Raw genomic sequence first — 14059 nt, 5'->3', positions numbered from 1 at the left:
CTTCAAGTTCCAGTAAAGCCCGCGGGCCCGACCTGCGACTCACTCCTCCGACGGTTCCCCCATCACCTCGTTGAACCGGTGCAGCAGCTCGGCGAAGCGGTCCACGTCCTCGCGCGACCACCCGCCCATCACCTCGCGCACCCGCCGCATCCGGACATCCCGGGCGGCCTCGTAGCGCCGTCGCCCGTCCTCGGTGAGCGAGACCAGCGCCGCCCGGCGGTCCAGCGGATCCGCCTCCCGGGCGACCAGCCCGAGCTCCTCCAGCGCCCGGATCTGCCGGCTCACGGTGGCCTTGCCGACCGCGAAGTGCACCCCGACGTCCGTCACCCGCACCCGCCCGGCCTGCTCGATGTAGCCGAGCATGCTGTACGCCGTGCCCTCCAACTCGGGGTGCACCCGGCGTGAGAGTTCCGCCACTCTCGCGCGCCCCCGCCGGAACATCAGTCCGACCTCGCGCTCCACCGCCACCAGGGCTTCCTCGTCCGTCACCGCGTCAGTATCGCCCAGTGGCAGTGGCCGAGAAGCGGCGCGGGAGATGGGACAACCCAACTAGTTCATGGTATTAAGTATCCGATTTCCGCCGATACGCAAGGAGATGTGGATGGCCGCCCCGGGGCAGGGTTTCGTCGCTGAACTGAAGGGCGCGGTCACGCCGCGTGCGGCACTGCTCGTGCTCGGCGTGCTGCTGCTGCAGCTCGGCTTCATCACTTCGTACGTCGGGGCGCTGCACCACCCGGCGCCGCACAAGCTGTCGATCGCGGTGGTCGCCCCGCCGCAGGTCACGCCCAAGCTGGTCGGGGCGCTGGAGCAGGTCCCGAACGAGGCGGTCAAGCCCGTCACCGCGCCGGACGCCGAGACCGCGACCCAGCAGATCAAGGATCAGAAGATCTACGCCGCGCTGGTGGTGAACCCCACCGGCACCGAGGACACCCTGCTGGTCGGCGGCGCCCGCGGCACCTCCGCCGCCAAGGCCGCCGAGACCATCACCACCGCGCTGGACAAGGCCCAGGGCCGCACCGTCACGGTCCAGGACGTCGTGCCGCTGGCCAAGGGCGACACCAACGGCCTCTCCGCCTTCTACCTGGTCATCGGCTGGTGCGTCGGCGGCTACCTGGTCGCCTCGATCCTCGGCATCAGCGCCGGCTCCAAGCCGGCCAACGCCCACCGCCTGCTGATCCGCCTCGGCGCCCTGGCGCTGTACTCGGTGGTGGCCGGCCTCGGCGGCACGATCATCGCCGGACCGGTGCTGGACGCGCTGCCCGGCTCGGTGGCGGCCCTGACCGGCATCGGTGCCCTGGTGGTGTTCACGGTCGGCGCCTTCACGATGGCGCTGCAGTGCCTGTTCGACATCATCGGCATCGGTGTCGCGGTGCTGATCTTCGTGGTGCTCGGCAACCCGAGCGCCGGCGGCGTCTACCCGGCACCGATGATGCCGCCGTTCTGGCGGGCGATCGGCTCGCTGATCCCGAACGGCGCCGGCACCAGTGCCACCAAGTCGATCGCCTACTTCGACTCCACCAACCTGGGCATGCCGATCCTGGTCCTGGTGGTCTGGGCGCTGATCGGCATCGGCATCGCCTACCTGGCCGTGCTGCGCGGCCCGCGCTCCGGCGGCCGCGAGATCGTCGCCGAGGCCCCGGCCGAGGCCTGATCCACCGCGCACCCGTCGCGGGAGCCCCCGGCCGCACCGGCCGGGGGCTCCCGCGCGTTCCGGGCCTCGGGTTTCAGGGCGTGAGCGAGCCCGGATCGGCGACGATGGCCCGCACCACACCCACCGCCGCGCCCAGCAGCGGCCCGCGCCGCCCCAGCCGGGAGACCGTCAGCCGGTCCTCCGCCCACGGCCGCACCGTCACCCGGGCGGCCAGCTCCCGCCGCATGGCCGGCAGCAGCCAGGGCGCCAGCCGCGCGTAGCCGCCGCCCAGCACCACCTCGGCCGGGTCCAGCAGGTTGACCGCCCCGGCGGCGGCGATGCCGAGCGCCCCGCCGGCCCCGGCCAGTGCCGCCCGGGCCGGCTCGTCCCCGGCACCGGCGCGATCGGCGAGCAGCGTCACCCAGTCGCCGCGCACCCCCGCCAGCCCGGCCGCCCGCAGCACCGCCGTCTCGCCCGCGTACTGCTCCAGGCAGCCGTGCGCCCCGCAGGCGCAGCGCGGCCCCTCCGGATGGACCGGGACGTGGCCGAGCTCGCCCGCGTAGCCGCGCGCACCGCGCAGCAGGCGGCCGCCGACCACCACGGCCGCGCCGACCCCGGCCTCGGCGGAGACGTACAGGAAGTCCTCCGGGCCCTCGCCCAGCCAGCGTTCGGCGAGTCCGCCGAGGTTGGCCTCGTTGTCCACCTCGACCGGCAGCTCGGCCAGGCCGTCCCCGACCGGGCCCTCCCCCGCCGGACCGTCCCCGAGCAGGCGCAGCGCGGGGCGCAGTTCGGCGGTCAGCGGCACGCCCTGCCAGCCGAGGTTGGCGGCCCGCTGGAGCAGTCCGCCGGCGCCGACCAGCCCGGGCACCGCGAGGGTCAGCCCGGCCGGGCGCAGGCCCGACTCGGCGACGGCCGCGCGCACCAGCCGGGCGAGGTCGGCCATCACCGCGGCGGGTTCCCGGCCGCGGTTGGCGCTCTCCTGGCGCCGCCAGGCGCGCACCTCCCCGCGCAGGTCGACCACGCAGACGCCGAGGTGCCGGACGCCGATCTCGGCACCGAGCCCGCCCGGCCCGAGCGGGTTGAGCCCGAGCGCGGTGCCCGGGCGGCCGACCTTCCCGCTGGGCGCGGCCGGGCCCTCCTCGACGACCAGGCCGGCCGAGATCAGCTGCTCGGCGAGCGAGGAGACCGCGGCCCGGGTGAGCCCGGTCGCGGCGGCCACGTCGGCGCGCGAGCGGGGGCCGCGCGCGATCACCCCGAGCACCAGGGCCAGGTTGGCCCGGCGCATCCCCTGCTGGCTGGCGGGCCCGGTCCGGACGCCGTCCGGCTCCCCGCGCATAACTCTCACCTCACGGTCTCGGAGCGGCTCACGGGTCCGGTGCACCTCACGGACTCACGGCACATCCCGTGGCATCTCGGGTGCAGCGTAACCGGGTTCCGGGTCGGGGGCCCGCCCCTGGTGCGTCCGGGCCGCGGCGCTGGTGAAGACCCAGCGCTGCATCGCCCAGAAGCGGAACAGCATGGCGACGAAGGTGCCGACGACCATCCCGCTGAGGAAGTCCGCGACCTCCTGCTGGAACGGGGTGACGTAGGGCTCGCGCAGGTCGAGGAGGTACCGGGAGAGTGCCAGCGGGATCACGTTGACGCCGATCGCCACCGCGCTGACCAGGAAGAACAGCAGGGCCTCGGGCCGCCGCCCGTCCGTCCGGAAGGCCCAGCGGCGGTTGAGCACATAGGAGACGACGGTGGCGATCACCGTCGCCACCGTCAGGGCCGCCACCGGCTGGTGCGTCAGGACGGTGAACTTGAGCTCGAAGTCGAGCACCGTGGTGAGCGCGAAGCAGCCGCTGCCGACCAGCAGGTACTTCACCAGTCGGCGGTGCCGCAGCAGTGCCGGTCGCAGCCGCGCGGGCACCCGGGCCAGGGCGCGCTGCGTGGGGGACGGCATCTCCGCAGTCTGGCACGCGGAGCCGCCGTCGGCCCGTGGAGAGCGCCGGACCCGGAGGCCCGGCGCCCCGGGCGCGCTACGCGGCGGCGACCAGCACCCCGGCCGGCTCCAGGGCCAGCCGGAGCACCTCCCGCACGTCCGACACCGGGTGGACGGTGAGCCGCTCCAGCACCTCGGCCGGGACGTCGTCCAGGTCGGCCTCGTTGCGCTTGGGGATGATCACCGTGGTGACCCCGGCCCGGTCGGCGGCGAGCAGCTTCTGCTTCACCCCGCCGATCGGCAGCACCCGCCCGGTCAGCGAGACCTCGCCCGTCATCGCCAGGTCGGTGCGCACCTTGCGGCCGGAGAGCAGCGAGGCCAGTGCCGTGGTCATGGTGATGCCGGCGCTGGGCCCGTCCTTGGGGATGGCCCCGGCCGGGATGTGCAGGTGCACGCCGCGGTCGCGCAGCGAGGTGACCGGCAGCTCCAGCTCGGCGCCGCGCGAGCGCAGGTAGGAGAGCGCGATGTGCGCGGACTCCTTCATCACGTCGCCCAGCTGCCCGGTCAGGGTCAGCCCGGTGCCGCCGGTCTCGGCGTCGGCCAGCGAGGCCTCGATGTAGAGGACGTCGCCGCCGGCGCCGGTGACCGCGAGCCCGGTGGCCACGCCGGGGACGGCGGTGCGCCGCTCGGCGGGCTCCTGGGCGGACTCCGGCACGTGGTGCGGCCGGCCGATCAGGGCGCGCAGGTCCGCGGCGCCGACCGTGACGGGCAGTTCGCGCTCGCCGAGTTCGGCCTGGGCGGCGATCTTGCGCAGCACCCGGGCGATCGAGCGCTCCAGGGTGCGCACGCCCGCCTCCCGGGTGTACTCCCCGGCCAGCCTGCGCAGGGCCGCCTCGTCGACGCCGACCTGTCCGTCGCCCAGGCCGGCCCGCTCCAGCTGGCGCGGGAGGAGGTGGTCGCGGGCGATGACGACCTTCTCGTCCTCGGTGTAGCCGTCCAGGCGGACCAGCTCCATCCGGTCGAGCAGCGGCTCGGGGATGGCCTCCAGCACGTTGGCGGTGGCGAGGAAGACGACGTCGGAGAGGTCGAGCTCGACCTCCAGGTAGTGGTCCCGGAAAGTGTGGTTCTGGGCCGGGTCCAGCACCTCCAGCAGGGCGGCGGCCGGGTCGCCCCGGTAGTCGGAGCCGACCTTGTCGATCTCGTCGAGCAGGACGACCGGGTTCATCGAGCCGGCCTCCTTGATCGCCCTCACCAGCCGGCCGGGCAGCGCGCCGACGTAGGTGCGCCGGTGGCCGCGGATCTCCGCCTCGTCCCGGACGCCGCCGAGCGCGACCCGGACGAACTTGCGGCCCATGGCGCGGGCCACCGACTCGCCGAGCGAGGTCTTGCCGACCCCGGGCGGACCGACCAGGGCCAGCACCGCTCCTCCCCGTCGCCCGCCGATCAGGCCGAGCCCCTGGTCGGCGCGGCGCTTGCGGACGGCCAGGTACTCGACGATCCGGTCCTTGACGTCGCCGAGGCCGGCGTGGTCGGCGTCGAGCACGGCGCGGGCGCCGGCGATGTCGTACGCGTCCTCGGTGCGCTCGTTCCAGGGCAGCTCCAGGACGGTGTCCAGCCAGGTGCGGATCCAGGAGCCCTCGGGCGACTGGTCCGAGGACCGCTCCAGCTTGTCGACCTCCTTGAGCGCGGCCTCGCGGACCTGCTCCGGCAGGTCGGCGGCCTCGACCCGGGCGCGGTAGTCGCCCTCCTCGTCGGCCGGGTCGCCGTTCAGCTCGGCGAGCTCCTTGCGGACGGCCTCCAGCTGGCGGCGGAGCAGGAACTCCTTCTGCTGCTTGGCCACGCCCTCCTCGACGTCCTTGCGGATGGTGTCGTTGACCTCCTCCTCGGCGAGGTGGTCGCGCAGCAGGGTGAGCGCGTACTCCAGGCGGGCGACCTGGTCGGCCTCCAGCAGCACCTTGAGCTTCTGCTCGGCGGTGACGAAGGGGGCGTAGCCGATGTTGTCGGCGAGCTCGCCGACGCCCTCGATCTGGGCGACCCGGTCGACGATCTGCCAGGCGCCGCGCTTGCGCAGCCACTGGGTGGACAGCGCCTTGTACTCCCTGACCAGCTCGGCGGCCCGGCCGGCCACCGGGGTGCCGACCGAGGACTCCTCGAAGGGCGTGGTCTCCACCCAGAGGGCGGCGCCGGGGCCGGTGGTGCCGACCCCGATCCGGACCCGGCGCACGGCGCGCACCAGGGCCGCCGGGTCTCCGTCGGCCAGCCGGCCGACCTGCTCCACGGTGGCCAGCGTGCCGGCCGCCGCGTACGAGCCGTCCACCCGCGGGACCAGCAGGACCTGCGGCTTGCCGGAGCCGGTGGCCGCCGCGCGGGCGGCCTCGACCGCGGCCCGCACCTCGGTGTCCTTCAGGTCCAGCGGGACGACCATGCCCGGCAGAACGACCTCGTCGTCGAGCGGCAGCACGGGCAGGGTGAGCGGTGTGGACGTCGATGCCATGATCTCTCCCCGGTCAGTGAACTTGAGTCGACCTGACTAAGGCTTCACGAGCGTCGGATGTTCCCCGACCCGTGTTCGCTGCGAGCGAACACGCCGTCACCGGAACGGCCGGAGGGAAGCCCCGTCAAAAGAACAGGGAAAGAACGGCCCAAGAGACCCCGGGCGTCAGCGCACGGTGGACGGCCGGGTACCGGCCCGCACCACGGCGGGGGTCCGGACGGCGGCCCGGACGGGACCGGCGCCGACCAGCGGGAGCCGCGGCAGCCGGAGCCGCGGCCGGGACGGTCCCCGCTCGACCCACCGCACCCAGCGCCACAGCGCCACCCCGGTGAGCAGCGCGGCCGGATGCCCGATGGCCGTGACCAGGTCCTTCTGGGAGGCGATCTGCTGGGCGATCATCAGTGCGGCACCGGCCAGCGCCGGCACCCGCCAGCGCAGCGGGAGCGACGCGATCACCGCGCCCAGGCAGGCGAACACCCCGTAGCTGACCCCGATGTCCAGGCGGTCCATCGCCTCCGGCGCCATCCGCCCGAGCCGCACCGCGGCGATCACCACGCCCTGGGAGAGCAGGGTGGCCACCACGTGCCCGGCCGCGAAGACCGCGGCCGCCCGGGCGGAGCCGACCCGGCGCTCCAACGGCGCCAGGGTGACGGCGAACCCCCACAGGTAGGGCGTCCACGATCCCCCGGCCACCCAGAACCCGCTGAGCACCAGGACCCGCAGCGGGTGCAGCAGCAGGTTGTGGCCGTCCGAGCTGGAGGCCTCCTGGAGGTGCTGGACGAGTTCCGGGTCGGCGAGCCTGGCGAAGGTCGCGGTGATCCCGACCACGGCCAGATATCCGAGGGTGAAGGGAGTGCGCCGGGGCGTCGGAACGCGTTCCAGCAGCCATTCGACGACGCCGGTGCGCAACCCCCCGCGGAGCATTCCGTACGGCGACCCCACGGCCGCGCGCCGGTCGGTGTCCTGCCGCAGTCCCGCCATGCCGACCTCCGCTCCACCCCCGCAGCCACCAGTGCCGGAAGGTGCCCAACGTACCGACGCGAAGGCCGGTTTCCGCCCTGCGGGGCGCCGTCGCCGCCACGGTACGTCGAGGTTCTGAGAGGCACCTGAGAAAAGCCGGTGAAGACCGTCGACGCGGAGAACGGTCGGATTCCCGGCATTGGTCCAGACCTTCTGTCGATTAACGCCTCAGTAGGGCCTCTGACCGGCGACTTGGCGTCAACTGAACTGCATACGTACCGTTACGCAGAGAAAATTCGCCGGGTAAGGTATCGGCCCGTGCCCACTCGTGCGGTGGGCCCGAGGGCGGCCGGACAGCCGGCCCACGGGCCGGAAACGTCCGGTCCGCCTGCCGGGAGGCATCCGCTGTCCGTACGCTGCGGAGTGCGTGGGAGAAGTGGACGGAAGACCATCCGTGCCGCGGCTCCCGGGCGTACGAACGGGACGGCGGACCCGGCACAGTCCACGACGGAACAAGACTACGAGCGGAGCCCCGCCATCCCCACAGGTGGCCGGCCCGCAGCCCTGGGGGCGGTGGCGTGACCGTGACAGAAATTCAGCAGGACAACCCCAACACCGGTGGCACGGTGAGCAGCCAGCGCAGAGTGCTGGTGGTGGAGGACGAGCCCACGATCGCGGAGTCGATCGCGGCCCGACTGGGCGCCGAGGGGTTCAAGGTCGCCGTGGCCCACGACGGCCCCGGCGCGGTGGACGGCTTCCACACCTGGCAGCCGGACCTGGTGGTCCTGGACATCATGCTGCCCGGCTTCGACGGGTTGGAGGTGTGCCGCCGGATCCAGGCCCAACGCCCGGTGCCGGTACTGATGCTGACCGCCCGCGACGACGAGACGGACCTGCTGGTCGGCCTCGGCGTCGGTGCCGACGACTACATGACCAAGCCGTTCTCGATGCGCGAACTGGCCGCCCGGGTCAACGTGCTGCTGCGCCGGGTCGAGCGTGCCCAGCAGGCCGCCCGGACGCCCGCGCTCGGCAGCCTGCGCTTCGGCGAGCTGGAGATCGACCACGTGCAGCGCCGGGTCCGACTGGCCTCGGGCGACGTCCACCTGACGCCGACCGAGTTCGACCTGCTGGCCTGCCTGGCCGCCCAGCCGCGCGCGGTGCTCACCCGCGAGCAGCTGCTGGCCGAGGTCTGGGACTGGACCGACGCGTCCGGCACCCGGACCGTGGACAGCCACGTGAAGGCGCTGCGCCGCAAGATCGGCGCCAGCTGGATCCGCACCGTGCACGGCGTCGGATACGCGCTGGAGGCCCCGCTCTCCTGACGGGGGCTCCGGGCGACGGGCCACCGGGGGGCCCGTGTCCGGCACCGCCGTGCAGACCGCGCGGGGATCACAGGGACCAATGACCTTTCCACAGCAACGCAACGGGGACGCCGACGGCGCGCGCCCGCAGACACTGGCCGCCCGAGCGGCCAGCCGGGTCTGGGCCGACATCCGTCCGCTCGACCCGGTCCGCTCGATCAAGGGCAAGCTCGCCCTGTTGGTGATCGTCTCCGTGTTCCTGGCCACCGGGATGGTGGTCGTGGCGATCCGATCCGAGACCCAGATCCGGATCATCATGGTCTTCTCCATGATCGCCTCGCTGCTGTTCATGCAGTTCCTCGCGCACGGGCTGACCGCCCCGCTGCGCGAGATGACGGCCGCCGCCCGCGCGATGGCCTCCGGCGACTACAGCCGCCGGGTCGAGGTGAGTTCGCGCGACGAGATCGGCGAGCTGGCGGCCGCCTTCAACGCGATGGCCGCCGACCTCCAGGCCGCCGACCAGCACCGCCGTGAGCTGGTCGCCAACGTCTCGCACGAACTGCGCACGCCGATCGCCGCGCTGCGGGCCGTGCTGGAGAACGTGGTGGACGGCGTGGTGCAGCCCAATCCGGCGACGCTGGGGGCCGCACTGGAGCAGACCGAGCGGCTCGGCCGCCTGGTCACCCACCTGCTGGACCTCTCCAAGATCGACGACGGCGTGGTCGACCTGGACGCCAGACCCTTCGAGGTGCGGGAGTTCCTGGACGGCGTGCTGCGCGGGGTCACCGTGGACGGCGCGACGGCCGGCGGGGCCTTCTCCCGGCGCGGCGACGTCCGGCTGGCCCTGGAGGTCAGCCCGACCGGACTGACCGCCGTGGCGGACCCGGAACGCCTCCACCAGGTGGTCGCCAACCTGGTCGACAACGCCTGCAAGCACTCGCCGCCCGGCGGCACCGTGACGGTGCGCGCCCGGCCCGAGGGGGACGACGGCGGCCTGCTGCTGGAGGTCCAGGACGAGGGCCCGGGCATCCCGCTCGCGGACCGCGGCCGGGTCTTCGAGCGCTTCAGCCGCAGCGGCACCGCGACCGCCACCGGCCCCGGCGCGGACGGCGGCACCGGTCTGGGCCTGGCGATCGCCCGCTGGGCGGTGGACCTGCACGGCGGGCGGATCGCGGTGGCGGAGTCGCCGCGCGGCTGCCGGATCGAGGTCCGGCTGCCCGGGCACGCCTGAGCGGACGGTCCCGGGTGGGCTTGAGCGGGCTCCGGGCGGACCCGAGCGGACGGACCTGACTGGCGGTCCTGAGCGGACGGGACATTTGTCACAGATCCGACACAGCCGCACACGAAGATCGTCTGCGGATCCTTATCCCTGTTTGTCCGCTTTCGCCCCACTTTGGTGGGCGATCGGCCCCGGTCGCTTCCCCTCAGATACGGCTTTCTAACGCACTTTTTCAGCCAAATTGCAGGTCAGGACTGTGATCTGGGCGACGCCTGGGGCCCGGGGACTGCGCGATCACTGGTCAGGGGCGTAGCCTTAATCCCCGCTGTCCAAACATCCCAAAAGGAAGCGGAAGAGGGCGGTTGCCGCCGTGTCGCCACAACCTGAAACCCCCAGCTCGGCAAGCTCCACTGGCTTTGGTCCAAATGAGTGGCTCGTCGATGAGATCTACCAGCAGTACCTCCAGGACCCGAACTCGGTCGACCGAGCCTGGTGGGACTTTTTCGCCGACTACAAGCCCGGTACCGAGGTGACCCCAGTGACCCAGGCCGCGACCCAGGCCGGCCCCACGCCGACCCCTGCCGCTGCCCCCGCGCCCGCTGCTGCTGCGCCGGCCGCACCCGCCGCTCCGGCCCCGGCTGCTCCGGCCCCGGCCGCCGCCGCCCCGCTGGCCGCCGCGCCCGCCGCGCCGCCGGCCCCCAAGGCCGCCGCCCCGGTCGCGCCCGCCGCCACCGCCGCGGCCGGCCCCGAGCTGGTCCAGCTGCGCGGCCCGGCCAAGGCCGTCGCCACCAACATGGACGCCTCGCTGGAGGTGCCGACCGCGACCTCGGTCCGCGCCGTCCCGGCGAAGCTGTTGATCGACAACCGCATCGTCATCAACAACCACCTGCAGCGCGCCCGCGGTGGCAAGGTCTCCTTCACCCACCTGATCGGTTACGCCCTGGTCCAGGCCATCAAGGCCTCCCCGGGCATGAACCACAGCTACAAGGTGGAGGACGGCAAGGCCTTCCTGGTCAAGCCGGAGCACGTCAACCTCGGCCTGGCGATCGACCTGGTCAAGCCGAACGGCGACCGCCAGCTCGTCGTCGCGGCCATCAAGAAGGCCGAGACCCTCGACTTCTTCGGCTTCTGGCAGGCCTACGAGGACATCGTCCGCCGGGCCCGCGCCAACAAGCTGACCATGGACGACTTCACCGGCGTCACGGTCTCGCTGACCAACCCCGGCGGCATCGGCACCGTGCACTCCGTGCCGCGCCTGATGCAGAACCAGGGCACCATCGTCGGCGTCGGCGCCATGGAGTACCCGGCCGAGTTCCAGGGCTCCGCCCCGGAGACCCTGTCCCGGCTGGGCGTCTCCAAGATCATGACGCTGACCTCGACCTACGACCACCGCGTCATCCAGGGCGCGGCGTCCGGCGAGTTCCTGCGCGAGATCCACCGCCTGCTGCTCGGCGAGAACGGCTTCTACGACGAGATCTTCGAGTCGCTGCGGATCCCGTACGAGCCGGTCCGCTGGGCCACCGACGTCGCCACCACCCACGACGACGAGGTCAACAAGACCGCGCGCGTCATGGAGCTGATCCACTCCTACCGGGTCCGCGGCCACCTCATGGCCGACACCGACCCGCTGGAGTACAAGCAGCGCAAGCACCCCGACCTGGACGTCACCACCCACGGCCTCACCCTGTGGGACCTGGAGCGCGAGTTCGCGGTCGGCGGCTTCGGCGGCCAGAAGATGATGAAGCTCCGCGACATCCTCGGCCTGCTGCGCAACACGTACTGCCGCACCGTCGGCATCGAGTACATGCACATCCAGGACCCGAAGCAGCGCAAGTGGCTGCAGGAGCGCCTGGAGAAGCCGTACGCGAAGCCCGAGCGCGAGGAGCAGCTGCGGATCCTGCGCCGGCTGAACTCGGCCGAGGCCTTCGAGACCTTCCTGCAGACCAAGTACGTCGGCCAGAAGCGCTTCTCGCTGGAGGGCGGTGAGTCGCTGATCGCCCTGCTGGACGCGACCATCGACTCCGCCGCCGAGCAGCGCCTGGACGAGGCCGTCATCGGCATGGCCCACCGCGGCCGCCTGAACGTGCTGGCCAACATCGTCGGCAAGCCGTACGGCAAGATCTTCGGCGAGTTCGAGGGCAACCTCGACCCGAAGTCGATGCACGGCTCCGGCGACGTCAAGTACCACCTCGGCTCCGAGGGCACCTTCACCGGCCTGGACGGCGAGACCATCAAGGTCTCGCTCGCCGCGAACCCCTCCCACCTGGAGACGGTCGACCCGGTCGTCGAGGGCATCGCCCGCGCCAAGCAGGACATCCTGGACCAGGGCGGCACCACCTTCCCGGTGCTGCCGATCCAGATCCACGGCGACGCGGCCTTCGCCGGCCAGGGCGTCGTCGCGGAGACCCTGAACATGTCGCAGCTGCGCGGCTACCGCACCGGCGGCACCGTGCACATCGTGGTGAACAACCAGGTCGGCTTCACCGCCGCCCCGGCGTCCTCGCGCTCCTCGATGTACTGCACCGACGTGGCCCGGATGATCGAGGCCCCGATCTTCCACGTGAACGGCGACGACCCGGAGGCCGTGGTCCGCGTCGCGCGGCTCGCCTTCGAGTTCCGCCAGGCGTTCCACAAGGACGTCGTGATCGACCTCATCTGCTACCGCCGCCGCGGTCACAACGAGGCCGACAACCCGTCGTTCACCCAGCCGCTGATGTACGACCTGATCGACAAGAAGCGCTCGGTGCGCAAGCTGTACACCGAGGGCCTGATCGGTCGCGGCGACATCACCATGGAAGAGGCGGAGCAGGCGCTCCAGGACTTCCAGGGCCAGCTGGAGAAGGTCTTCGCCGAGGTCCGCGACGCGGCCCAGGCGCCGGCCGACGCCACCGCCGGCAAGCCGGTCGCCGACTTCCCGGTCTCCATCCAGACCGGCATCTCCCAGGAGATGGTCAAGCGGATCGCCGCCTCGCAGGTCAACCACCCGGACTGGCTGACCGTCCACCCGCGCCTGCTGCCGCAGCTGCAGCGCCGCGCCGCCTCGGTCGAGGACAACACCATCGACTGGGCGATGGGCGAGACCCTCGCCATCGGCTCGCTGCTCATGGAGGGCCACCCGGTCCGCCTGGCCGGCCAGGACAGCCGCCGCGGCACCTTCGGCCAGCGGCACGCCGTCCTGATCGACCGCAAGACCGGCGAGGACTACACCCCGCTGCAGTACCTCACCGAGGACCAGGCCCGCTACACCGTCTACGACAGCCTGCTGTCGGAGTACGCGGCCATGGGCTTCGAGTACGGCTACTCGCTGACCCGCCCGAACGCGCTGGTCATGTGGGAGGCGCAGTTCGGCGACTTCGTCAACGGCGCGCAGACCATGGTGGACGAGTACATCGCCTCCGCCGAGCAGAAGTGGGGCCAGCACTCCGGCGTCACCCTGCTGCTGCCGCACGGCTACGAGGGCCAGGGACCGGACCACTCGTCCGCCCGCCCGGAGCGCTTCCTCCAGCTGTGCGCGCAGAACAACATGACGGTCGCGGCGCCGACCCTGCCGTCGAACTACTTCCACCTGCTGCGCTGGCAGGCGCACAACCCGCACCACAAGCCGCTGGTCGTCTTCACCCCGAAGTCGATGCTGCGCCTGAAGGCCGCGGCGAGTGCGACCGAGGAGTTCCTGTCCGGCTCGTTCCGCCCGGTCATCGGCGACACCACCGTCGACCCGGCGCAGGTCCGCAAGGTGGTCATCACCTCCGGCAAGTTCTACTACGACGTGGCTGCGGCCCGCACCGAGCGCGGCGTCACCGACACCGCGATCGTCCGGGTCGAGCGGCTCTACCCGCTGCCGGTGGCCGAGCTCCAGGAGGAGCTGGCCCGCTACGGCGACAACGTCCAGTTCGTCTGGGCGCAGGAGGAGCCGGCCAACCAGGGTGCCTGGCCGTTCATCGCGATGAACCTGGTCGACCACCTGCAGGTCGTCATCGGCCGGACCGGCGGCGACGCCCGTCTGCGCCGGGTCGCCCGCACCGCGGCCTCGTCGCCGGCCGTCGGCTCGGCCAAGCGGCACGCCGCCGAGCAGCAGGCGCTGATCGAGGAGGTCTTCTCGCTCTGACGAGCCGAGGACCCGCAGCACCACTGACGCCCGCGGCCTCCGCCCCCTTCCGAGGGGACGGAGGCCGCGGGCGTTCCCGTCGCCCCCGTACCGCCCCCGTACCGCCCCCGTACCGCTCCGGCCGCCGACCGGCGCGGACTATCCTGACCAGGTCAATCCCCAGCGGACCGGAGCGAACCCGTGTACTTCACCGACCGAGGCATCGAGGAGCTGGCGAACCGGCGCGGCGAGGAGGAGGTCAGCTTCGAGTGGCTGGCCGAGCGCCTGCGCGAGTTCGTCGACCTCAACCCGGACTTCGAGATCCCGGTCGAGCGGCTGGCCACCTGGCTGGCCCGGCTCGACGACGAGGACGACGACGAGTGACGTCCTGATCTCGTGACCGCCGCAGGGCCCGGGAGGCGACCGCCTCCCGGGCCCTCGGCGTCC

At 72.6% G+C, this 14059-nt stretch carries 10 protein-coding genes; 5 read left to right on the top strand and 5 right to left on the bottom strand.

From position 1 onward, the window contains the following. Positions 1–39: 39 nt before the first annotated feature. Positions 40–489 (bottom strand): MarR family transcriptional regulator, encoded by a 450-nt coding sequence (locus tag ACIP4P_RS20725; protein ID WP_350511962.1) that lies wholly within the window; start codon positions 487–489, stop codon positions 40–42. 112 nt (positions 490–601) lie between these two features. Here ACIP4P_RS20725 and ACIP4P_RS20720 point away from each other — a divergent pair, with 112 nt between their 5' ends. Further along, complete coding sequence (locus tag ACIP4P_RS20720; RefSeq protein WP_350511961.1) at positions 602–1651, top strand: ABC transporter permease; 1050 nt, start codon at positions 602–604, stop codon at positions 1649–1651. A 73-nt stretch (positions 1652–1724) separates the two neighbouring features. Here ACIP4P_RS20720 and ACIP4P_RS20715 read toward each other — a convergent pair whose 3' ends face one another. The 4 genes from ACIP4P_RS20715 to ACIP4P_RS20700 all read right to left on the bottom strand — a co-directional run bounded on the left by ACIP4P_RS20715 (position 1725) and on the right by ACIP4P_RS20700 (position 7029). Further along, a complete protein-coding gene (locus ACIP4P_RS20715; RefSeq protein ID WP_400920425.1) occupies positions 1725–2966 on the bottom strand; it encodes an ROK family protein in 1242 nt (413 codons plus the stop codon). A gap of 54 nt (positions 2967–3020) precedes the next feature. After that, a complete protein-coding gene (locus ACIP4P_RS20710) occupies positions 3021–3575 on the bottom strand; it encodes a GtrA family protein (protein WP_400920423.1) in 555 nt (184 codons plus the stop codon). A 76-nt stretch (positions 3576–3651) separates the two neighbouring features. Further along, positions 3652–6048 carry an endopeptidase La gene (lon, locus tag ACIP4P_RS20705; protein ID WP_400920421.1) on the bottom strand — a complete coding sequence of 799 codons (2397 nt, stop codon included), beginning with the start codon at positions 6046–6048 and terminating at the stop codon, positions 3652–3654. Positions 6049–6213: 165 nt separating this feature from the next. Then, positions 6214–7029, bottom strand: coding sequence for a rhomboid-like protein (locus tag ACIP4P_RS20700; protein ID WP_400920419.1), 816 nt, complete (start codon positions 7027–7029; stop codon positions 6214–6216). A gap of 563 nt (positions 7030–7592) precedes the next feature. Between ACIP4P_RS20700 and ACIP4P_RS20695 the strand changes: the two genes are divergently transcribed. From ACIP4P_RS20695 to ACIP4P_RS20680, 4 genes are all read left to right on the top strand, one after another. After that, complete coding sequence (locus ACIP4P_RS20695) at positions 7593–8330, top strand: response regulator transcription factor (RefSeq protein ID WP_094742879.1); 738 nt, start codon at positions 7593–7595, stop codon at positions 8328–8330. Positions 8331–8409: 79 nt separating this feature from the next. Then, positions 8410–9540 (top strand): sensor histidine kinase, encoded by a 1131-nt coding sequence (locus ACIP4P_RS20690; protein ID WP_400920416.1) that lies wholly within the window; start codon positions 8410–8412, stop codon positions 9538–9540. A gap of 358 nt (positions 9541–9898) precedes the next feature. Further along, positions 9899–13633: a multifunctional oxoglutarate decarboxylase/oxoglutarate dehydrogenase thiamine pyrophosphate-binding subunit/dihydrolipoyllysine-residue succinyltransferase subunit gene (locus ACIP4P_RS20685; RefSeq protein WP_350511955.1), complete on the top strand. Its 3735-nt coding sequence runs from the start codon at positions 9899–9901 to the stop codon at positions 13631–13633. Between the two features lie 180 nt (positions 13634–13813). Beyond that, the gene (locus tag ACIP4P_RS20680; RefSeq protein ID WP_350511954.1) at positions 13814–13996 is read left to right on the top strand and encodes a DUF6104 family protein; all 183 of its coding nucleotides are present in this window, start codon (positions 13814–13816) and stop codon (positions 13994–13996) included. Positions 13997–14059 lie beyond the last annotated feature (63 nt).

The sequence above is a fragment of the Kitasatospora sp. NPDC089509 genome, assembly GCF_044749365.1.
In the GTDB taxonomy this organism is placed as follows: domain Bacteria; phylum Actinomycetota; class Actinomycetes; order Streptomycetales; family Streptomycetaceae; genus Kitasatospora.
Note: the sequence above shows the minus strand (reverse complement) of the source record. Positions and strands in the feature narration are given on the sequence as shown.